Origin of the sequence: Bacillus benzoevorans, assembly GCF_014207535.1 — a bacterium.
Classification (GTDB): Bacteria; Bacillota; Bacilli; order Bacillales; family Cytobacillaceae; genus Bacillus_BD; species Bacillus_BD benzoevorans.
In genome coordinates this window covers 50,260-74,103 of the sequence record NZ_JACHGK010000019.1, presented here as the reverse complement: position 1 = coordinate 74,103, position 23,844 = coordinate 50,260, and the positions used below count along the sequence as shown (strand labels likewise).

The window sequence follows — 23,844 nt, the reverse complement described above, 5'->3', positions numbered from 1 at the left end:
CATTTCGCGCAACGATTTGACACCCCGTATCATACCAAGAGGGCTCTTTTTTGTTCAAGTCCCCGAAAATCCTTCTAACAGGAATGCTCCCTTTTTATTTCCTCAACTTCTTATACATCTAGGTCTGTGAACTTAGCGATTAGTTCTACTGCTAATCCGTCTAAGAGCATTCTTTTAGCCGCTGCTTTCTTTTCTTTGCCTGCACCTTCTGCAGGACCATCTTTTCGTGCTCCCTTTTCCCTCAATTCTTGCTGCTTCTCCATCCAACATCAATGTCAAACGGGTCCCATGCCAACACTTCTTCTCGCGTTACACTTAGTCCATACTAGCCTTGGAAGTTGCTTGGAAGCCATACTTTTTTCAAAATGGTAAATATTAGGAAAATACAGGAACCGTCCCAGCGTTTCACTAAAGAACATCCCCTTCTCATCCGGTAATTTTGGAAGCAACCAACTCCTTGCCCCACCTGTGCGATATTTTACAAAAATTCAAAAGGGAAAATCTGGTATTGATGTTATACTACAGTAAAGGAGGGGATTTTTATGAAGAAGTTACCTTATTTAGTCCTTTTCGTTTTGGTCTTGGGTCTTGTTGCTCCGCTCCAAGGTCAAGCTGAAGGTGGATTTAAGGATGTTTCAACCAGCTATACTTTTTATGATGAGGTTCTCTATCTCTCTGGAAAGGAAGTGATTGCAGGTTTTTCGGATGGAACTTTTAAGCCGAATAACACAGTCACCCGTGCCCAAGCAGCCATGATGCTGGGTCGTGCTTTGAACTTAAACGGCGAACCAAGAAATACGAAATTTAAGGATGTCACGGCGTATGTCACAGGCTCAGGGTATATTGCTGCGGCTGTTGAAAAGGGGATTATCAGCGGTTTTACGGATGGGACTTACCGCCCTCACGATGCTGTCACCCGTGGGCAAATGGCAATCTTTTTGAACCAGGCCTTTTCCTTAACAACAGGGAATGAAAATGGTTTTTCTGATGTCTCTTCCAAAATTGCCGCCTATCAATCTATTCTGAATGTGTCCGCAAACGGGATTGCCAGCGGATATGCAGATGGGACGTATCGACCTAATCTAGCGGTAACGCGCGGACAGTTTTCTGCATTTATGGCGCGGGCATTGGAACCTTCATTTCGAGCGGAAGTGGTCCATTTTTCTGATAAAAATTTTGAAAAGGCCATAAGAGATACACTTCACAAACCGGCGGGAAACATAACAGCTGCTGATATGGACAGTATTAATAAAATTGAAGCCAAGGGATATGCTATTAACCATCTAACAGGGATTGAATATGCAAAGAACCTAACGTACCTTGATTTAGGTATGAACGAAATAAGTGATATTAGTAGATTGGCTGGATTAACCAAGCTGAGAGTACTTCATTTACCATCCAATAATATAAGTGATATCAGCGCCTTAAGCGGATTAAACAAGCTTGAAATTGTCAATTTAGCCTTCAATGATATAAGTGATATTCGTGCCTTGAAGGGTTTAACGGAGATTTTTATGCTTAATTTATTTCAGAACGACATCAGCGATATCAGTGCATTACGTGGATTAACCAAGCTGACCGATCTTGATTTAACTGGCAATGAAATTAGTGATATCAGTGCGTTGAGCGAATTCAAAACTCTTTATGTACTTGCTTTATCCTACAACAACATCAGTGATATCAACGTATTAAGCGAACTTAAAACTTTGCAGGATCTTGCTTTAGGCGGCAATCAAATCAGCGATATCAGCTTCTTAAGCGGTCTAACCAACCTTCATACACTCCGTCTGCACAACAATAAAATCGCTGATATCAGTGCTCTCAGTGATTTAACCAAACTTACATCACTCTATCTAAGTTTCAACGAAATCAATGATATTCAAACTTTAAAAAGATTAACCAAGCTTGAGGAGCTCGATCTAGCTGAAAATGAATTAAGTGATATCCTTGTATTGGGCAACTTAACCAATCTTAAAATCCTTGATTTAACTTCAACTGGAATCAGTGACATCCTAGTATTAAGCAAATTAACCAAGCTGCGGATTCTTTATTTATCCGCTAACAAAATAAGCGACATCACTCCGTTAAACGATCTCGCGGATTTGGAACTTCTCACTATACGAGATAATGAACTGAATGCAGCATCCCACAAAGTAATTAAAAATCTAGAAGCAAGCGGTGTAACCGTCACCTATTAGATGGTTCCCTAAAAACGCGGGTGGGACGAGGGGTTCCTCGTCCCAGTATGAGGAAGATGAATCACAGTGTGATATGGGGACAAGTACTTGTCCCCTCATCCATCTTTCAAAAGGAGGATATGCCGTATATGAAAAAACATCATATAAATAGAACAATGGTCGTTTTAATAGGATTTTTGCTGCTTTTAGGCGGGTGCAGTTCGAAAACTGACGCAGTATACCAGGACTCCATCCAAAAAGGGCTTGATGCGATTGCGGAGGATGATTTCAGCAAAGCAGAAGGATTTTTCGAGGCGGCATTAGAAGCGAAAAAGGATGATGTGAAGGCGAAAGCTTATTCAGATCAAGTGAAATGGATTATAGAATCTGATGATTTAGTGAATCAAAATAAAATAGACGAGGCCGTACAAGCACTTGATAAATCTATCAGAGTGAAAGACGGTTCAAAGGTAATAGTGTCCAAGTCAGAAGATAAAAAGAAAACACTGCTTACGTTCCAGGACAGCGAAAAAAAATATAACAAACTGTTAACTGACGCAAAAGACTTAAACCAATCCGGTGAATTTTCTAAATCCAATGAAAAGCTGGAGGAATTACTTCAAGCGGATTTAACCCAATTTGCCGCCATTCAAGCTGAAGCCGCAAAATTAAAAGAAGCAAACAATGAAGCGATTACAAATGCTGAAATCGCAAAAGCAAAAGAAGAAGCTGAACAAAAAGCTTCAGAATCCAAGGCAGCTTCCCCATACGAATGGGCTCCGGGTATAAAAGAACAGTTCGAAAAGTCGGTTGTCGATGAAAATGGCTATATCGATTCACGGGATCATATTATCTATAAAAAAGGGTACGTTAACGACAAAAACGAAGGGTATTATTTAGTGTATACGATCATCGATGGAAAAGAAGTTCATATTGTTACGGTAAACGTTAAAACAGGATGGTATCACGGATAAGAATAATCTAATAGGAAATGACACCAAGATTATTCGCCTATTTATTTTTACACAACCTAATCAGCTATAAAGGGTACGAAAATCATTGTGACTTCGTACCCTTTTTGCATCTTGAAAAAGAACATAGTAAGAAAATCTTACACTTACTCAAGCACTTACTTGTTTTTCCTGGATTATCGACTAGTGACACTAGGCACCCAGATCATTACGAAAGGATCGATCAAGTAGGCCGGACCACTGTTTCTTCGGGTGATGGCTCGTATTTTATAAGTTAATAGAAATCATCTACAATAAAGATATAAAGTTAGGAGGTGGACATGTGAATCCCACAACATCGGCTGTCGCCAAAGGAATAGCGGGTGGATACGAATTAGTCTTAGCTATTCCATTTTTAGGAGGACTAATCGTACTATCAAGTGGCTGGCAAGCCTTAACATTAAGTTTAGTCATACATCTAATCGTATTAGGAATTTCAATTGGCAGTCAAACCTCGATTGCCCCAAGTATTTGCGGAATTGTTACGGCTTTATTAGCTTGGATTCCTGTTGTTGGTTGGTTGCTTCATACCATAGCCTGCATCGTCTTGTTTGTTAGTGCCTTTGCTGACGCAAGAAAACCGAGGGGACATTCAAAATATTATTGAATATCAAGTAGTAATCGGTATGAGTGGTCAACAGCGGAAAGCTGTTGGCCATTTTCGTGTGACAAGTTTACTGAAGTGTTGTACGATCTAAGCGGATTTCCGCATGATCCCCGAGCGCATGAGGAACTTGAAAGCTCGCGACCAATGAATCCGGCGTTTGATAGGTAAAAATCCCCCACGTATTTTCTTCTAAATTTGGGTTATCCGCTTGTTTCAGGGCATCTACCCACTCCTGATTTTGTACGCTATTGAGAAAGTCAAAGACGGCCGCTGTTTTTTCTTGATTCGGTTGAGAAGGATTCTCCCTATCCAGATAGGTTCCTTTCTTTAAAGCTTCGACAAGAGCATCATTGATAGTGTATGGATCAAGCAGCTTGAGTTTTTTCCCACTGGTGATATCTACATTCGTCGTAAATAGCAGATGTGTTGGATAGGCTCCGCCTTTGATACTGGATTCTCCCGTATACACGATACTTACGATTTTGGGCGTCTGCATCATGATTTGATAATCCATATCCATTGATACTTCAGGATCCTCATACGGCTGGATATAGGACAGGGCTTCTTCCCTTATCCATTGATTGATGCTGTCTTCTTTTTCCTTATCATTTAATTGCCGAAATTGAGGATAATGAATCGTTAGATTTCCAGTTTGATAACTGGTCTTTTCTAAAACATAAGAGGATTCGCTTGTTGTTCGAGGCTCATCTATACCTGCTGGTGGAGTTGGCGTTCCAGGTGTCTGTACGGGGGTCTGAGTTTCTGTCCCTGTTTCCTCTGTTTCGCTTTCTTCTATATCAACAAAGTCACTTCTTCCGCAGCCTGCTGTTAAAATAAGACAAGAGATCGTGGCGAATAACAGTTTTTTATTCATAAAAGCCCCCTTGTTGGGACATGGGGACAGGTTACCTGCCCCGTTATCACCCATTTCAAAAAAATTAGACAGTTCATTTGTTTCTATGAAGTCCCTCGATTTTCCTGCTACCATCGGTTTTATTTTCCAAAAACTAGTGGGACAACGAACTGTCCCTCCGTCCCTTTGGATCGCAGCGTACTATGCACGTCCATGTTGATATCCCGTAGTTCTTATAAAGAAAATCAACGGGATCAAGAATATCCTCCAATTATTTGAAACCGTTTTTCAGCAGTCTCGAACCTGTCCCTTCCCCCATTTTCTCTAAGACCCATTAAAAGTATATTTCTCTTGCCGTATCTGTTAAATAATAATAGGTTCTATTGCCAGCGGCGCCATTCTCTTTTCTCCGAATAACTAATTCTTTTCTTTCTAATTTATCTACAACCCTGCTTATTTTTTGTTGAGTACAATCTAATTCTTGCGCTAATTGTGTTGCATACTGCGGCTGTGAAATTCTGAGAGAGTTAATAGCAGCCAATTCAATTTCTGTAAGTAATAGTTCATCCGGCTGTTCCCCCGGAATTTCAACTTCTACATCAACTACGTAACACTTCCCTTTCTTACAACCAGGACATAACATATCGTAGAATTTTAAAGTTTCGAGTGAATCCATTGGATATGTTTTATTACAGTTATCACAAATAATGGTTTTCGCTGTATTTAAAAAGCCTTCAATTATTTTATTATAATTGAATCTCCTCTGTATTACATATTTTCTATCACTACCTCTACCATAAGAGATATTTTCCTTCATACATAACCCATAATTCAAACTATAAAATGACATAAGATCCCTGCTATCTTGGTCCTTTTGCTCATTATACTTTGTAATAAAATAATTTAATTCAAGAGTTTGCAAAATATCCTCATATCTCTCCTTATTAATATAGAAATGACTAGTAGGAGGATTCCCCCTATCCCTTTCCCATATTTTGGCGTCAGAAGACGTTATTTCAGATTTATTTTTCCTAGCTTCAGTAATAAACTCAGTTAATAAAACCTTTAAATGATATTTACCTAACTTCTCTCTGAAGCTTTCTCTCATATACCTATTTTGTGTAAAAAATATTTCAATGGAATCAACATAATATCGCTCTGCCGCAACCTCAAGGTCTCGTACTGTCATACCTCGGTTTTTTGAAATACTGTTTTGATTTGCATACCAAAGTATCCACCCAACATTTCTTGGAACATTTGAGGAAGTGCGAAATAATACTTCGTAAAATTCATCAACGTTTTGTTTACTATCTATGAAAGTCTCAAAGTGAGTATTACAAAAATATTGGCTTCTTTTCCCTAGTAAGCGTTTAATATTTTCTGCTGCTTCCCTTTCAGTTTCAGTTACCTTGGTAGAAGTATACAAATCATAATAGTCCAGTTTAACTTGGTCTATTTTAGTTGGGTCAATTTCACCTAAATAATATCGCCCTGGATATGCAGAAATTTTAAATTTAATAAACTCATCCGACCAATTATTTAATGGAGCGATAATAGTATCGACAAATATTTTCATCGCATCTTCATCAATTTCCGAAAAATCATCTAAGCATATAAATATATATTTTATTCCAATTTGTGAAAGTAAATTTTTAATTTGTTCGATAATTTGAGAAGGATTGAAATGCCGTAGCAATACTTCAGAAAATGTAGCTTGGGTATTATCATTTTCCATATGCTCTGATTTATTTTCCCCAATAGCCTTTAATGATAATGTTTGATTTGTTGCTGAAGCAGATACTGCTCCTTCTACTCGAGAAAGATTTGTATCCTTATGTTCAGTACCCGCGTTATTAACTAGTTGTTTGTTTTTTAGGACCGTAATATCTTTATACTCATCATTATTGATACTTTTAAAAATCTTATCTATTTCAGTTTCGAATTTTCTTTTATCGGGTCCAAAAAGAGAGATAATACGAGCTAATTGGAAACGTAGTGAATTTGTTTTAACTTCTTCTTTAATTTGCTTTAGAATAGAGGATAAAAAAGATTTTGCTACTAAATATTTTTGTAAATCAACATGGTGCATTAAACCTTGGTACTCAGCTTCATCATAAGAATACGTCTTAGATTGTTCATAAATATTTTTTACATCAATATAAACGGCAAGCTTATTATTTGATTTTCTAATCTCATGTTGTAATCTTGCAATTATCGTGGACTTACCGGTACCTTTTCTACCAATTAGAATTGTTGTGTTTGCCTTTAAACAGGTAGTAAAAATAAGATTATTATGTAATGGGTCTGTATAGAGCCTTTCAATTATCTGACTATCGTCATTAATATCAGACAAATCAGCTCTTCTACTCTTTTTTAGGGAATCTACCATTTCAAAAAAGTTATTTTTTATCTGCTCCGTGTACATTTTTCCCCTTCTTTCACTATATTTAGCACACCCAGTTTAACATAAAGTACCATAAAGAACCATTATTCACAAAGGGGCATATTCAATTTACTTAGTAATTCCCCAGCATTTTATTTACGTGATTATTATTCTGTATATTTCCTTTTTCATCAAAAAACATTCCCCATTTAAGCAGATTCTATCCCATAATTTTATTTCACTACATACGTATGATTATCCGATACTTTCCTACAATAATAAAAAAAGAAAGGTTTCTTGCAAAATCCAAGTGACCAACAACCAACAATTACGAAAAATGGTATCCCTAATAAAAAAGAATATCCAGTATCAAATATCGATTCAAAGTAATCTTATAGAAATCAAGCTGCAATCCATTTTAAAAGAATTTAATTATGAAGAAATAGTTCAGAAATGTAAAAGAGACTAATATACAACTCTAACCTTTGCATCTTTTAAGATTTTAACTAAGCGATCAAATCCCTCCTCTTTAAAGTCCGCCGGAAAAATAGCCATAAATTGATAATCCTTTATCGAAGAATAAAACTCAATTTTCCGTTTTGCTTTTTCTGTATAACCGGGATATAAACCAGACCCGTATAATCCGAAATATTCAACGATGTATTTGCTGCTATTTTGTTCAATAATCCAGTCTGGGATATAGGTTTCGTCTGCTTGTTCGTTACGAAAATGGACTTTCTCCCGTTGTATGTCGGCGTCTGTGAGTGTTTGCAGGAAAAAATTATGGAGGATAAGTTCTTCTTTGGAGTCACAAATCTGTCCGTCTTTCCCTACAAGTAATTCAAATTCTTCTGGGGTAAATTTATATTCTGGAAAACTTTCAATTATCCACTGATAAAATTTACTATCATAATGGCGGTCAGCGATGCTAATAAACCGTGGAAAATGTTTTCGAAAATATGCTCTATTGAGAAGCGGCAGTCCCTTTCTTGTAATTTTATATTTGTGACAGAAATCCCTCATAGCCTGTATTCGATGATCTCTGTTATACCAATATTTATTAGGGACACGTTGAAATTCCAATACAGAAAACCTTCCTGGATATAGGATCTGTACAATCTCAATCGGAGACCCATGAAACCGGTAAAGCAAGCCTCCCAGTTTGGCTTCCTGTAATCTAATTTTCGTAAGATATGTTGGAATGTCTTTTTCCAAAATATTATCCCTTTTAAACAGCTGCTGAATTGCAATTCGGGTATTATCAAGATTATCCCAGTAACCATTGGGTTTTGTAAAATCATCTGCGGTAAAATTCTCAGGAAAGAGTGAACAAAATAATTTTGAAATGGAACTGGAATAAGAACTTAAAACCCCCAATAAATGGTGGCGGCGAAATAATTCATGATTTACCTTCTCAGGTACATCTTCAAAATGAATGCCCTCACTTTGGAGAATTTCAAGTATTTGTTTTCTCAATGCAGTTTTGTCTTTTCTGAATCGTTGGGGTGTTTTCTTGAAGTCAGTTTCTTTGAAGCGATTAGGATATAGGGCATTCATTAAACGAAAAGGTGAATCACCGTGCCGTTTTAATGGATTGGAAAATCCCCATTTTAACAGGGTGTGGCATGTAATAAATGATGGGATATCTGAAACCAGCAGATTTTCTTCTTTTAATTTCCACTCGAAGCGCTCTTTGATTTTTTCAACATCTGACCAATAATCCGGAGTTACGCGTTGAAAATCACATTCATGGTATACCCCAGGATATACAAAGTGAATCAGTTTATGAAGCGATTTAAATCTATTCAATGCGCCCCAAAGTTTGTTTTCAGCGATTATTGTGCGATTGATCAGAGGGATTTCTGCTTTTGATAAACCTAGTTTCACTTCCAACACATAACGGATGAGAACAATCACCTGTTCATCGTTCTGCCATGTTCCACGTGACATTACTTTAATACGGTCATTTAGCAAATCATGATAGGTAGTAATAATAGGATTTTTGATTAAAATAGCATGATCACATTTCCTATATTTATTTGCGTTCATAAATATCACCCAATTATATTATAACACAATCACGAACATTCGTTTCTACATTATTCAATTTTATTCTAAATACTAAAAAAGAGCAACCACTTAAGGTTACTCCATAAATTGCATTACACATTCACATCAATATTTCCACCCAAATGTGGCTGTGCAGCATGTTGCAAAACTGATGCATCAGCAGTACTCATCAAATTCTGAAGAGCCTGTCCTTGTTGCTGTGCATTTCCAATGGCCATTTTCATGACTGAAATTGAAGCTTGTTGCTGGACTTGTCCATGGTTTAATGCCATGGACATTAGAGCGATATCCACTAAGGCACCACCTTCTCTTAATAAATTAAGTGTAGCATTTAACTCTCTTAATATCGGTCAATTAAACAATTCATTGAGAATTAACATTTTTCATTTAACTATTTCATTATCCTGATGCAGTTAAAGACCATATGGATTGTATTAAATAAGTAAAATTTTCCAAAATATTTTGATAATTTACTAGGCACCATAATTCCAATTCGTAGTCCGCCACCATTGACTTAACATTTGTCCGTGTAGTGGACCTATCGCATGCATGGCATAAATAATACCTAAAAGGCACACCTACTCAAACATGATAGCCTAGACAAATCGAATCTAAGCATCCGATAGTGGGGCTCCGACCCCCTTCCAACGGATACTTAGAATCGGACGTTACAGTCAACCGTAAGCAGCTTGTAACCGTCAAGTGAAAATAGTTTAGCAGTTACACAGCTAAGCGGTGGCTCCGTGTTCCGCAAATGGTGACTCTTTTATCCGCAAAGAATAGCTCAAACTATGCATAAGTGGCACAATTCATCTGCAATAATCAGCTTACGAAAAATAAGGTAAAAAGCCGAAGTTCGACTTCGGCTTTTTTCAGTTCATTCAGCAATCTCTTTAATCAACTTATTGTTTATCTTATTTAAAAATAGTCGTACGTCTTCTTCTTCAATTTTCCCTTTTACAGAAGAAGCAACAATTACTTGAAATTGTTTTGGATATTCTTCTTTTATCTTATACAATTGCTCAAGAAAATGATTAAAAGTATCGAAGTCTAAGTTTTGCTGCCTTGGTTCATCCATGACCAAAAAAAATGGATGATTAGTGGATTCTTTATAGAGTAAGCTAGTCTTTAATAACGAAAGGTAATAAGACAAGATAATTCTTATCAATCCGCTGCTGGATGTAATATTGTATAAGTTTACTCCATCTATTTTCGGATAATAATCTTCTCTGTCTATTTTAATCTGTTCATATATCCTATTGATAACAGATATATTTTTTCTTCCTTTATCCTTTATCGACTTATCTAAGTTATCTACTTTAGCTGTATCAAAACCATCTTTTAAAAAGTCCAGTTTGAAGAGGATATCTTTGAATTCCTCCTCAAAAGTTTCAAGTTTTTCATTGTCTAAATCTTCACTTGCTTTTGCATCTTTAATACTCTTTTTCAATGATTTTATTTTAACAGCTATATTATCTTTTTCTGTTGAAATGTTTTCGTACTTTTTAAGCACTTCTTTATCTTTTTCAAGTTCTTTCAGGCTGTTTTCAATTCTTCCAACTTCTCTTGAAAAGAAATTATATTGTTCCATACTTTGTGGTTTTAGTTGGTCTTCATAACCATCCATAGTTTTTCTTAGTTCTTTTAATTCCAGGCGCACTAAAAATAATTTGTTTGCTACTTCTTTTTTTGCATCCTCTTTCTTTTCCATTAATCGTTTAAAATCTTTTAATTCATCCAATAGGTAATGCAATGTTTGAACCGTATTATTCTCATTTTGAAGTTCAGAACCACATAAATGGCAATGCCCAGAAGATAGTTCTTCTGTCTCTTTGATTTCAACATCATTCAAACACCTTGGACAAGTTTCGATAGGCAAAATACCAATAAGCTTTTTAGCAGTTTTTAGCTTATCATTTTTTTCAATATCCGATTCAATCTTCGTTATGTAATATTGATATTGAGATATTTCTGCTTCCAAAGTTTCGAGCGATTCTTCATGTCTTTTAGCAATCATAGCCATATGTCGATATTTAGAACGAATTTCTTTTAAGACATTATCAACTACACGATTCCCATTTTCAATTTCTACAATTTTCTTTTGTAGGTCAATCAATTCATTTTTCTTATCTCTAATCACATCATCGATTTGTTTTGAATTATCATGAGATAATAGTTGTACAACTTCTTGCAAATCCTTTAATGAGTTCATTTTCTGTCTTAATTGGGAATTATAAAATTCTAAGGAATGCCTATACTTCGCAACATCTGCATTCGAAAGATTAAGTAAGAACTCGAATGCAGTTTTCTTTACATCTGCAATTTCATATTTAGGATTGGTTGCCTGAATATCTGTCCACGCTTCTTGTGGAACAACAAAAAGCGGTAAAAGGTTTTGGATATAAAATATCAAACGTTCTTCTTTATTATCATTCTCTTCCTCTGAATCCTCACCTACTTTCCGTATAGGTTCTACACCCAAGAAAGAAAATAGAAATTCTTGATAAGTTTGATTTCCGATAATATTTTTATCTTTATTGATTTTATAATAATCTTTCTCCGTAGCACGGTCATCCAAAGACTTCCCTGTATCATGTTTTTCTAATGAAACATTTCTAAACACTATGACCGGTTCATTTTTTTCAACAGCATCTCTTTGAACAACTACACGCTCCCCATAATTTTGTAATTGCAAGTAAATTTCAGCGTGTTCCAATTTTTCATCCATAAATTTTCTTAATAACAATTTAAAATTGATAATTTCTTTTTGCTTTTTGCCATATATGGCTTCACCGTTAAGTCCATATACAATACTTTCGATCAGTGTTGATTTACCTAAAGTATTTTTACCAAAAATCATATTCACTTCACTAATATCATCTTCTACTAAAAAACTAAGATAACGACCATATTTTTTACCGCTCTTTGCTATAATTCGAATCTTTATTGCTTCTATAAACAAATCTACTCACCCTCAATCCCCAACATTAGTGCTGGAAAGTGCCTTCTTATATAACCATCGATTCGTTCGTTTGATGTATTCCTAGGAAAAATAGTATTGATAATTTCCATTCTACTTACCCAAACAGGTTCTTCTGCTATAATTTGTTCTGAAATATCAATGCCTAGCTCTGTTAATGTCAAACACATGGCCTTTTTATTTTTATTGAAATTTGAAAAATGAACTTTAATCAGCTTTTTACTCACCATATAATTTAAGATTGCATCATAGCGGTGGTCCCACGGTCCGCGTATGTATTTAATCATTGGAGAAAAGGCTCTTTCAGTTTCATATGGTTTAAGTTTTAAATTGTCCAACAGTATATGTCTCTTTTCAATTTCAATCACTCGTTTTAAATAGAATGGATAACGAATGAGAAAATCAAAAAAAGAAAATTTCCCTCTTCCATATATTGTATAGTCACTAAAAAATGGTTCATTAATAATGCCGCAAATCCGAATTAATAGTAAAATTCTATAAGCATGAAAATCATAATCATCATCAGGTTGGATATATTCCCTTTGTTCTTCTACAGGAGCTGTTTCCATCATCACATTATTTTCAATTAAAATATCGAAAAAATCATCAAACGAACTATCTTTTTTCTCCATACTTCCCTTACCTTTCTCTATGCCACCTTAAGAAACACTTGGCTGCCATATGAAACATTTGTCCATAAACAACTTCAGTATCAACAATGAACTTTTTGATTTTCACCTGTTTATTAAACTCTTTTAGAGCCAATGTTAATTCTTTTTTAAAGGCAAGATAGAACCTTGCAGATGTCATTTCACTGTCTAAGTGTAATTCTAGGACAGCATCATTACAAATTCCTTCAACTTTCTTCTCTAATTTTTTTATTTCATCATACTCTCTGTGAAAATTCTGAAATCTCAATCCCTGAAGATACAATAAATACCGGCACCTTAACTCAGTTGCCGTTTCGAGCAAATTATTTCTCATTTCTTCATCTAAACCTTCAATTTTGTTGAATTTCATCTCCAATTTGCTTTGTTGCCCATTATTCTCTTGTTTAATAAATTCTTGTACTTCTTCAGGTTCAGCTCTAGGCATCTCAAATAAACGATATTCTGATTCATTGGAAGTTGTCTGGAGTTGCTGTTCAAGTCGGGTTCCCAAGGAATCAATATCTTGCCTGATTCGATTTTCAGATTCAGAAACATTCTGACTTACACTTGAGAATCCCTGTTCTAATTTAAGTTCTAATCCATCAAATTTTTGTAATATCTCACTATCAATGCCTGAGCGTATCACATCATCCGTTTCACCAAGAATCCTTTCTAACAAGCCATTATCAAGAATTCTTAGTTCCCGTTTTTCTTTTACGGCTTTAAAATTAATTTCCGAAAGCAATCTACCAAAATATAAATCTATTCTACTGTCATCTATAGAAATACCCCTCAATGCCTCGTTCACCTGTTCTATTAATACATCAATTGATTGAACAGCATCTATACTCTCAAATATCCATGAAATGCGGTTTGTAAAATCACTCATGATGTCATTATTATCTATTTTCCCTTCCAAGGTCGCAGAAAGATTCTGAAGGACTTCAAGTTCTTTATCAAGCTTCTCAATTTCTAAAAGTAACTCCTTATTTTCAGAAGTAGCTTTTCTCATCTTCTCCTGACGAGTAGATATCTTTTTCTTAATAGCTTTTTCCATTGATTCTTTTTCATCAACAAAAACTTCTCGCAAGATTTCCTTAGTTTTGACAATGCACAAATTTTGAATCAGCTGATTCTTGTGTAACTTCCCTTGAAAAGTCATCCATTTTTCGATTACTGTATCACGATTAGAAATATTTGTATTTGTTTCAAATACATATTCCCCTTCATATCCTTCGTAAATTAGATGCAGCAAAAAATAATTATAGAAAGACTTCTTTATTTCATCACTATTTATATTCAACGCCGAAGAATAACATTTCAATTGTGTAAATCGGATGGTTTGTTCCATCAAATTAATTTCTTTGATGTCATCATCCACTTCGCAATATATTGTTATAGCTTTCTTATTTTTATAATTGTTTATCCATAGCAACAATGTTTTAAGATACTGATAGACAAATCCTCGGTTAGAACCGGGAGCATCTGTGTCCTTTTTAAATATAATTAGTTCGTTAGTAGTCATTTAATTTTATCCCCCGCCGAACACCTGTAAAATCGAAGATATTTTTCTCTATATTTTACCATATAAAGACAACCCCTGAGTGCCATTGATTAAAAAGATGTTGAACCTTGGTTGACAACGAACAATTAACTTCTTTATTGAGTTACAATGTTTTGAAGAAATTTTATAAAAAAGCAAATATGCACATCTAACCAATGATTCAATTTGAGATTCAGAATAATTTAGGAGGAGGAATAAACCGATTTATCGTACTTTAAATCATTATTAATCGACATCGGAAACTTCACTTTCTCTATTTGTAAAAGTGTGTTTTAATTCCTGAAATAATTAATGTAACTCTCGATCTGCTCTTCTTGGTAATAAAGATACTCCCCTCAGTAGTTAAATCACCGGGAGAGATATACATAACATTTGGCATATTTGTCATTGAAAATGCTTAACTTAATGGCTATCGGGACAAGTCCTGTCCCATTACTTCTCATTTTCGAAAAATCAGACGGTTCCTCTGGTTCTATGAAGTCCCTTGCCTATACGGCTGCCATTGTTGCCTTTTTCCCAAAACCTGGTGGGACAACATCAACTCCGTCCCTTCTTATTATGTTTTACAAAGATGTACAGGTACGAGTTACCCTGCTATTAATGGTTCAGACTTAGACGAGACTGAAATTAAAGTTCCATCTTTAGATGAGCAAAGAAAAATTCAGAATTCCTTACTAAACTAGATATCAAAATTAAAAAAGAAAAAAATTAAGAAGCTTAAAAACTCAAAAATAAGGCTTCACGCAACAAATGTTCATCTAATTAAAACAGCACCTTCCATATCAGGAATGGTGCTATACCTGTTTTTAGAAAAAACAGCACTTACTTAAGCACGTAATTTGTCATTTTTAGTATGGCAGTTGTGAAAGCTTTCCCATATCCCCGATAAATTTCAAATGAAACTAATATGCAACTTCAACCATTGCATCTTTTAGGATTCAAAAAAGCGACCATATTCAATGATACATTTACTGCCATTTTGTTCAATAATCCAGTCCGTGAGGCACCGGGATCGAAAGAATGCCCCTTTTCGAGGCATTAAGTGTTTTTATGATTGAAGCTTATAGGCTAGTATAATATTGGAAAACCTTCCTTCTGTTAAAAGTACGTATAACCAAAGTCATAGCTTTCGTTAAGAGTACGATCGTTCTTGATTTGGATCACTTGTACCTCACTCTTATACAGATTCAGGCGTACTGTCTCTAAAAATTGATAGGATTCTTTTAATACAGGTTGTAAAAGATTCACAATATATGGGTGAATGGGTTCATTAGGGTCCGTTTTGGTATTTTCTGAAGAAAAAATTAATATATATTCTCCTTCAGGTATGTAATTGAGTTCATAATTCCCATAGCCGTCTGCTTTGGTGAAAAATAAGGGCGCTCCTTGTGGAATTGTTCCTACAGCAAGATATAATTTCAAGTTGTTTATATCAACCTTTTCCACATCTAAATCCGTTGGAATAAGATAAACATACGCACCGACATCCCCTTTTGTTCCAACAAATTTATTATATTGCCATGTTATAGTCCCATTCACATGACCAAGTCGATTAGGAGGATTTACTTGAAAATCTGTAGTCTCCATTTCCCTTTCATCATTTGATGAATCTTGTTCTTTACTATCTTTTGCTTCCTCAGCCTTCTTCATTTTTATTTCTTCATTCTGGGGGTTCTCTGCTTCTGTATTGGTTGCTGGTGTTGGATCAAGACTATTATCATATTCTGCAGGAACCTCTGTTTCAGGTGCTTCCTTTGAATTGGAAGAACCTTCATCTTGAGCTAAGGCGCTGCTTAGCATTGAATTTTCACTTTGTTTCTTGCTATCATTAAAATGGTCATAGAGACTGAAGTAAATTAATATATTAGCTGTAATTAATAGACAAAAGGTCAAAAATATAAGTGCTGATTTCATCATGTCTGACATACTCCTTATTTCTATAGACTAAAGAACTAACCTCAAAGTTTCTTTTATATCATTCATCCAACATAAAATGTTTAATTAACTCTTATATATGATTATAGCATCAATTATTTTCTCACTCACATAGAACTTTTGTGCTATTTGGTTTGTAATTAAAAAATCAAGATAAAGAGAAAGAAGGTGAAAGCTGTGGGATTCACTGTAAAACCGCTGTCATTTTTAACAGGAAGTTCTGAGGTCTACATCAGGCGGGGGATGAGTTGTCTCACAGTTTCGGAAATGATGACTTAGTAATCAAGAGAAGAAAAAATGTATTTGAAATGCTTATTGACTATACGCCCCTTTACTTTACACCTCAAAAAATTCGTTCGATGTACACGGGAAATGCAATTGGGTTTATTATTGATGATCTGACAAAATGGGACATAGGAACAGTATGTCCCATTTAAGGAAGGGACTTTCGAAATCTGTTTCCATCGCCCCTTTTTTAATTATATTGTGGGTTGATAAAGGTTTTGGAAGCGTCAGCTATAAATGATTTACGTGAGAGAATTGAGTGGGACAGAACCTGCCCCCTCCCCCTTCGACAATAGTCTTTCCGAGGTTCCACTATAACAAAATCAAATAGTAAACCCTCTCTGTTAATTAACAAAGAGGGTTAAGGAAATTTTTACTTTTGTACTTTAACAGTTGTTTGACCGACTACTAGATAGCCTTTAAGGTAGCCACGGAACTCAACCATCACCTCGGATGATGTCCAAGTAAAGTCAGAACGTTCAAACTTGAACTGTCCGTTCTTCGCTTGATTATAGTACCCTTTATTGCTTGTAAGGACATTTACTCCGTTTAGTTTAACCGTATTCAGATTAAAATCTTCACTATTATAACCTTCCGTCAGATCAGCGCGAACTGTAAACACGCCATTATTACCTTTTATTACCTTCGGTGTCACTTCAATTGCTGCTGGAATGTATACTACAAATTGCTTTTGAATCGTAGTCATTATTCCTGCACCATTTGTTGCACTAACATTTACATGGTAAATACCCGGCTTGTCTAGTGTTAGAGCAGTACCATTAGCTATCATTTTTCCAGTAGTTTCATTTGGGCCTAAAACAGTCATTTCCTCAGAAACGATTCCAGAGAAATCATCGTTGGATGAATACTGCAGTTGGAAGCTCGAACCCAATTTGTATTCATCTTTCAAATCTATAGTAAGAATCGGTGCTGTCTTATCAATTTTCACTTCGATTGTTTGTGCCTTTTCAATGTTACCTTCCTGGTCAATTGAATAGAACGAAATTTCATTAACTCCTTCTTTATCCACTGTAAAGGATGTGCCTTCTTGATATTCTGCTCCATTAATAGAGTAGAACGTTTTGGCAACTCCACTTTCTCTATCTGTTGCAGTTAACTTCACTGTCACATCTTCCTTGCTCCATGCTTCTGGGGCATCGGAGGCTGTGACTGGGGCTGTTTTATCGATTTTCACTTCAGTAGTTTGAGCTTTTTCCCTGTTGCCTGCCTGGTCAATCGAATAGTAAGAAACTTGATTGACTCCTTCTTTGTCTACTATAAAGGACATGCCTTGCACATAGTCTGAACCATTAATAGAGTAGAATGTATTGGCAATACCACTTTCTCTATCTGTTGCAGTTAACTTCACCGTCACATTTTCCTTGCTCCATGCTTCTGGGGCATCAGAGGCTGTGACTGGGGCTGTTTTGTCGATCTTCACTTCAGTCGTTTGTGCTGTTTCAATGTTGCCTGCCTGGTCAATTGAATAGTATGAAACTTGGTTAACCCCTTCTTTTTCTACTGTAATGGACGTGCCTTCTTCATAGTCTGAACCATTAATAGAATAGTAGGTTTTGGCAACTCCACTTCCCCCATCCGTTGCAGTCAACTTCACCGTCACATTTTCCTTGCTCCATGTTTTAGGGGCATCAGAGGTAGTGGTTGGGGTCATTTTGTCGATTTTCACTTCGAGCATTTGAGCTTTTTCAATATTACCCGCCTGGTCAGTTGAATAATAAGAAACTTGGTTGATACCTTCTTTATCCACTGTAAAGGACGTACCTTCTTCATATTCTGAGCCATTAATAGAGTAAAAGGTTTTCTTAACTCCACTCTGAGCATCAGTTGAATCCAGTTTCAAGGTAACCGGTTGAGTAAATCCAGACGGAGTATCGCTTATGTTCGTTACTGGCGCAGTTTGATCAACCTTAATATAGATTGTCTGAATGGATTCCTTATTTCCTACCTTATCAACAGAGTAAAAGGAAACTTTATGCACGCCTTCTTCTTCAACAGTAAAGGATGTTCCTTCAATAAAATCACTGTCATTTAGAGAATAGTAAGTATTTGCCACTCCAGTTTCATTATCCATTGCAGACAAGGTAACAACCGGGTTTTGATTCGTCCATTCTGTTGATGTATCGGTCGTTGTAAACGGCGCTTCCGTATCAATAATCAGTTTCGCGATAACATTACTGGACGGAGCTGATTCGCCAAAAGAATTACTAAATGACGTTACAAAATATTCGTGATCCGCATATGACAGATTTGAAACTGTATAAGACAAATTATTTACCTTTTCCGCCAATAGAACTGGTTTATCGGCAATCATTTCATATATATTGTAGCCGTTTGCGTAAGTGACAAAGTCCCAAATAATGAGAGCACTGGTATCACTTAAAAGCTTCAAACTTGCTGTCGGCGGCTGCATGATCGGGTAAACAATTTTCTCAGTTACTGGATTTGACGGCTTTGATTCTCCAAAACGATTGTTATATGCTGTCACTTCAAAGGAATGTGTATCTTCCGTAAGATTGTAGACTTTGCTGCTTAGTGCCGTCCCTTTGTAAATTAACTCTTTATTGCCATCTTTCAATTTATAAAGCCGATATTCATTCCCCCAAGGGACTGCCTTCCAGGAAAGAGTGATGTTGTTAGCATTAAAAACAGCCCCTGTTAATTCTGGTTGTGGCACGACCGGCCAAGTTAAGTTAAAGTTCAACTCACTGCCCTTCGGCGATTCACCGAATCGGTCGCTATACGAATGAATCTGATAGGTATAATCACCTTCCGGCATATTGGTAAATGTTACAGACCTTCCTGTTTGGGATTTTTTCAAAACTGGTTGACCATCCATAATTTGATACACTTTGTAGGCTGTTGCATACGTAGCAGCATCCCATCTCAAAGTAATATCATTTCCGTTCGTAATACTTTGTGTCGGATTAGCCGGTGCTTGCATGGTCGGGTAAATTAGTTCAAAGTCAACTTGGCTGCCTTCCGGAGATTCGCCGAAACGAGTGCTGACAGATCGTACCACATATTTATAATTTCCCTCTGCGATATTGGAAAATGTTACGGATGTCCCAGTTACTGTATTTTTCAAAACTGGTTCTCCGTCAACAATTTGATACACTTTATATGATGTTGCATAGGTAGCAGCATTCCATTTTAAAGTAAGGTTATTAACATTTGTAAAACTATAAATCAAGTTTTCCGGTGCTTGCATTGTCGGGTGAACCAATTTAAAGGAAACTTCGCTTCCATCTTGTGATTCTCCAAAGCGGGTACTGACTGCGTGTACAATATAGGTATGGTCGCCAGCTGGTACATTCGATAGTGTTGCGGTTAAGGGAGATACTGTACTTTTCAACACTTTTTGCTCATCTACAATTTCATACACTTTGTAGCTGTTGGCGTATTCAACTGATTCCCAGTTCAATACAACATCATTGCCATTTTGAATTTTGTATGTCAGGTTTCCCGGCGCCTCTAAATTATACTCATTCATTTTTAAGGAAACTTGACTTCCCTCAGGTGATTCTCCAAAACGAGTGCTAACTGCGTGTACAATATAAGTATGATCACCTGCTGGTGCTTTAGGTATTGTACCAGTCAAAGATGTTACGGTTTTTATTAATACCTTTTCGCCATCAACAATCTCATATATTTTGTAACTGTTGGCGTATTGAACTGCTTCCCAATTCAATACCACATCATTGCCGTTTTGAATTTTGTATGTCAGGTTTCCCGGTGCTTGTACAGTAGGGAAGACTAACTTAAATGATAATGGACTTCCTTCTGGCGATTCTCCAAAGCGAGTGCTGACAGCGTGAACAATATAGGTGTGGTCACCTGCCGGTACGTTTGTAAGTGTTGCCGTCAAGGAAGATGTCGTACTCTTCAACACTTTTTCGCCATCAACTAATTCATACACTTTGTAGCTGTTGGCATATTCTGACGACCCCCAACTAAATACTACATCATTTTCATTTTGGATCTTGTATGTCAGGTTTCCTGGTGCTTGCACAATCGGGAAGACTAACTTAAATGATAATGGACTTCCTTCTAGTGAGTCTCCAAAACGATCACTATAGGAGTGAACCTCGTATTGGTATTCACCTTCGGGCAAACTATTAAACGATACTGACGTGCCGGTCACTGTACTTTTCAAGACCGGATCCCCATCAATGATTTGGTATACCTTATAAGCTGTTGCAAAAGTAACTGGGTCCCATTTTAATGTAAGGTAATTTACATTTGTCAGGCTGTAAGTTAAATTCTCTGGAGCCTGCATCGTTTGTTCATTCAAAGAAAAGGATACTTTACTTCCCTCAGGTGATTCACCAAAACGGTTGCTAACAGAGTGAACAATATAAGTATGGTCACCTGCCGCTACCTTAGCAAGTGTTGCAGCCAAAGACGTTACCGTAGTTTTTAACACTTTTTCTCCATTAACGAGCTCGTATACTTTGTAACTGTTAGCGTATTGAACCGCTTCCCAATTCAGCACAACATCATTTCCATTTTGGACTTTGTACGTGAAGTTTCCTGGTGCTTCCATAGAAGGAAGAACGAGAGGAAGTTCCATTTCCGCTCCCTCCGGTGATTCACCGAAAAGTGAGGAGACAGAGTGGACAACGTAATGATAGTCGCCGCCTAGCATGTTAGTATATGTGATAGACGTACCCGTTACTGTATTTTTTAGAAATTTTTGTCCATCAACAACTTGATAGATTTTATAACCTGTAGCATACTGTACAGCCGACCACCTTAAAGTGATGTCATTTCCGTTTGTGATAGTGTAAGTCGGATTTGTCGGCGCTCCTAACGTTTTTCCATTTAGAATAAACGTCAACTGAGTTCCTTCTACTGACTCTCCAAATCGAGATGAGTATGTGTGAACAACATAAGTATATTCGCCTGATGGCATATTCGTATAAGTAACGGTTGTTCCAGAAACCGTACTTTTTAAAGTTTTTTGACCATTAATAATTTGGTAGACTTTGTAACTGGTTGCATACGGAGATGCTTCCCAGTTTAGAGTAAACTCAGTGTCACTTTTTATTGTCTGCATTAAATTGGCCGGTGCCTTTATTGTCGGGTGAACGAGCGAGAACGAAAGTTGGCTTCCTTCTTTGGATTCACCAAAGCGAGTTGAGAAGGAAAAGACTTCATATTTGTAATCACCCTCTGGCATATTGGCATATGTGACAGTTGTTCCTGTTACCGTATTTTTTAACACTCTTTGTCCATTAACAATCTGATAAACCTTATAATTAGTTGCATTTGAGGTACTTTCCCAACTCAAAGCAATATCATTCCCGTTTTGAATCTTATATTCAAAGTTGCTCGGTGCTGTCATTGTAATAGTTTCTATTGTAAGGGACACTTTGCTTCCTTCTGCCGATTCACCAAAACGATCACTATAAGAGTATACCTCATAAGCATAATCACCGGCTGGCATATTAGTATAAGTGACAGTTGTTCCCGTAATCGTACTCTTCAAGACTTTTTCACCATCGATAATCTGATACACTTTGTAACTGTTTGCGTTTGATACACTTCCCCAACTTAGGACGATGTCGTTGCCATTTTGGATCTTGTAAGTAAAATCACTCGGGGCCTCCATTGCTACATTCTCTACAGTTAAGGAAACTTTGCTTCCCAACGCTGACTCACCAAAACGATCGCTGTAGGAGTATACCTCGTAAACATAATTTCCGCCTGGCACTTTCGGGTACGTAACCGTTGTTCCTGTCACAGTACTCTTAAAGACTTTTTCACCATCAATAATTTGATAAACTTTGTAACCGGTCGCGTATGGTACACTACCCCAATTCAAAACAATATCATTAATATTTTGTACCTTGGACGTAAAATTACTTGGTGCTGCCATGGTTACAGCACCTACAGTTACAGAAAGACGGCTTACCTCTGCCGACTCTCCAAAGCGGTCACTGTTAGAGCGGATTTCATAAACATAATCCCTGGCAGGAACGTTTGGAATCTGCACTGTTGTGCCGGTTACAGTACTTTTTAAAATGGATTGTCCGTCTGCAATTTCATATATTTTATAGTTCGTAGCATAGGGAACAATACCCCATTTAAAGGTAATATCATTACCATTTGCCACTGAATATGTAAAATTGTCAGGTGCCGTCATCGTCGGGTAAACAATCTCAACCTCAACTGGAGCCGCCAAGGGCGATTCACCATATGTGGAGTTTACTGCCGAAACCGAGTACGTTTGCTTCCCTTCAGGAGCATTGCTTACCATGTAAGTTCGTGAAGTTCCTGAAGTGAGCAAAGTCTTATCTCCTTCTGTCGAGATTTGATAGAGATTATATGTTTGGGCATATTGAGATGCCCCCCAGTTAAGCACAATATCGTTACCATTTTTAACCGAATACGTCAAAGATGTCGGTGCTGCCAAATCTGGATAAACGATTTCGACCGTAATCGGTGCACTAGGACCGGATTCCCCTTCCACACTCAAAGTCGACACTACATACCTGTAAGATCCTTCTGCAAGGTTGTTCAGGCTATAAGTAGTCGTCGTAGACTTACCGAGAAGGTTAAGTTGCCCCTCTTTAATTTCATATACATTGTAACCCGTTGCTCCGTAAACCGGGCTCCATGTCAGTTTTACGGCTTCTGCCGTTACCTGCTGAACAGCCAAATTACTAGGAGGTAAAATACTGATTTCGGCTGCTAATGCGCTCCCAAAAGGAAGAAATACTTGAAGCACAAGAAGGAGTAACGCTAGATAAGTAGTTTTCCTAATTATTAATTTTCTCATACTATTGGCTCACCTTTCTCTAAAAAGCCCAAATGAAAAAATGAACCTTAAACAAGGTTCATAGGATAGGAAACTATGATCCTTGTGGCAACCGGCTGCCATCCATGTGCAAGGTTAATCACACGGTTTAGGCCCTTGGCTTTGCGTCCCATGGTTTCCCACGGTTTGCCTTTTTCACTTGGTTGTTTAATTTTTGTGTCTATTATACTACATCTTAGGTACCGTTATAAATAGGCATAATCATCTATGTTATGAAATTATCCCCAAATTTTAAATAAAAAAAGGAATATTAGAAGTACTAAAGTCCCTTTCGGATAATTTAAAATTAACAAAGAGGTTGTAAAACTCCTTGTGTTTGTTTGTTGGTTGGCTTGCTTTGCCGCTATGCCTTTCGATCATAGAATAGACTATATCTTCACCCTCATATTTCAAGGGGCTGGGCACTTCGAACAGCTTTTGCTGCCCTACGAGATTCATAGTCATATCATTTGCCTTAATATTCTCTAGTCGTTGTACCTTCCTCAGAGT

The 23,844-nt window shown here is 36.7% G+C and carries 14 protein-coding genes and 1 riboswitch; of the genes, 4 read left to right on the top strand and 10 right to left on the bottom strand.

Features of this window, described 5'->3' with window-relative positions; all coding sequences use genetic code 11:
- Nucleotides 1–110 precede the first annotated feature (110 nt).
- The gene (locus HNR53_RS19325; protein WP_184529128.1) at nucleotides 111–263 is read right to left on the bottom strand and encodes a hypothetical protein; all 153 of its coding nucleotides are present in this window, start codon (nucleotides 261–263) and stop codon (nucleotides 111–113) included.
- A 279-nt stretch (nucleotides 264–542) separates the two neighbouring features.
- Here HNR53_RS19325 and HNR53_RS19320 point away from each other — a divergent pair, with 279 nt between their 5' ends.
- From HNR53_RS19320 to HNR53_RS19310, 3 genes are all read left to right on the top strand, one after another.
- Nucleotides 543–2,198 carry a leucine-rich repeat domain-containing protein gene (locus HNR53_RS19320; protein ID WP_184529126.1) on the top strand — a complete coding sequence of 552 codons (1,656 nt, stop codon included), beginning with the start codon at nucleotides 543–545 and terminating at the stop codon, nucleotides 2,196–2,198.
- A 128-nt stretch (nucleotides 2,199–2,326) separates the two neighbouring features.
- Nucleotides 2,327–3,151, top strand: a complete 825-nt coding sequence (locus tag HNR53_RS19315; RefSeq protein ID WP_184529124.1) for a cell division site-positioning protein MapZ family protein — start codon at nucleotides 2,327–2,329, stop codon at nucleotides 3,149–3,151.
- 319 nt (nucleotides 3,152–3,470) lie between these two features.
- Entirely contained in the window at nucleotides 3,471–3,794 is a 324-nt protein-coding gene (locus HNR53_RS19310; protein WP_221452400.1) for a hypothetical protein, read from the top strand.
- A gap of 67 nt (nucleotides 3,795–3,861) precedes the next feature.
- Here the strand turns inward: HNR53_RS19310 and HNR53_RS19305 are convergent, their stop codons facing one another.
- From HNR53_RS19305 to HNR53_RS19275, 7 genes are all read right to left on the bottom strand, one after another.
- Nucleotides 3,862–4,668 (bottom strand): polysaccharide deacetylase family protein, encoded by an 807-nt coding sequence (locus HNR53_RS19305; RefSeq protein WP_184529122.1) that lies wholly within the window; start codon nucleotides 4,666–4,668, stop codon nucleotides 3,862–3,864.
- Between the two features lie 313 nt (nucleotides 4,669–4,981).
- The gene (locus tag HNR53_RS19300) at nucleotides 4,982–7,072 is read right to left on the bottom strand and encodes a MarR family winged helix-turn-helix transcriptional regulator (RefSeq protein WP_184529120.1); all 2,091 of its coding nucleotides are present in this window, start codon (nucleotides 7,070–7,072) and stop codon (nucleotides 4,982–4,984) included.
- Between the two features lie 423 nt (nucleotides 7,073–7,495).
- Nucleotides 7,496–9,079 carry a DUF4046 domain-containing protein gene (locus tag HNR53_RS19295; protein ID WP_184529118.1) on the bottom strand — a complete coding sequence of 528 codons (1,584 nt, stop codon included), beginning with the start codon at nucleotides 9,077–9,079 and terminating at the stop codon, nucleotides 7,496–7,498.
- 113 nt (nucleotides 9,080–9,192) lie between these two features.
- Nucleotides 9,193–9,393 carry a putative motility protein gene (locus tag HNR53_RS19290; RefSeq protein WP_184529116.1) on the bottom strand — a complete coding sequence of 67 codons (201 nt, stop codon included), beginning with the start codon at nucleotides 9,391–9,393 and terminating at the stop codon, nucleotides 9,193–9,195.
- Nucleotides 9,394–9,977: 584 nt separating this feature from the next.
- Nucleotides 9,978–12,062 (bottom strand): hypothetical protein, encoded by a 2,085-nt coding sequence (locus tag HNR53_RS23325; RefSeq protein WP_246439695.1) that lies wholly within the window; start codon nucleotides 12,060–12,062, stop codon nucleotides 9,978–9,980.
- A 2-nt stretch (nucleotides 12,063–12,064) separates the two neighbouring features.
- The gene (locus HNR53_RS19280) at nucleotides 12,065–12,712 is read right to left on the bottom strand and encodes a hypothetical protein (protein ID WP_184529114.1); all 648 of its coding nucleotides are present in this window, start codon (nucleotides 12,710–12,712) and stop codon (nucleotides 12,065–12,067) included.
- 7 nt (nucleotides 12,713–12,719) lie between these two features.
- Nucleotides 12,720–14,255, bottom strand: a complete 1,536-nt coding sequence (locus HNR53_RS19275; RefSeq protein ID WP_184529111.1) for a coiled-coil domain-containing protein — start codon at nucleotides 14,253–14,255, stop codon at nucleotides 12,720–12,722.
- Nucleotides 14,256–14,666: 411 nt separating this feature from the next.
- Between HNR53_RS19275 and HNR53_RS19270 the strand changes: the two genes are divergently transcribed.
- Nucleotides 14,667–14,909 (top strand): hypothetical protein, encoded by a 243-nt coding sequence (locus HNR53_RS19270; protein ID WP_184529109.1) that lies wholly within the window; start codon nucleotides 14,667–14,669, stop codon nucleotides 14,907–14,909.
- 483 nt (nucleotides 14,910–15,392) lie between these two features.
- Here HNR53_RS19270 and HNR53_RS19265 read toward each other — a convergent pair whose 3' ends face one another.
- Both HNR53_RS19265 and HNR53_RS19260 read right to left on the bottom strand, forming a co-directional pair.
- Nucleotides 15,393–16,211, bottom strand: a complete 819-nt coding sequence (locus tag HNR53_RS19265; RefSeq protein ID WP_184529107.1) for a hypothetical protein — start codon at nucleotides 16,209–16,211, stop codon at nucleotides 15,393–15,395.
- Nucleotides 16,212–16,887: 676 nt separating this feature from the next.
- Complete coding sequence (locus tag HNR53_RS19260; RefSeq protein WP_184529105.1) at nucleotides 16,888–23,316, bottom strand: OmpL47-type beta-barrel domain-containing protein; 6,429 nt, start codon at nucleotides 23,314–23,316, stop codon at nucleotides 16,888–16,890.
- Nucleotides 23,317–23,399: 83 nt separating this feature from the next.
- A riboswitch (cyclic di-GMP riboswitch) is annotated at nucleotides 23,400–23,496 on the bottom strand.
- Nucleotides 23,497–23,844: the final 348 nt, after the last annotated feature.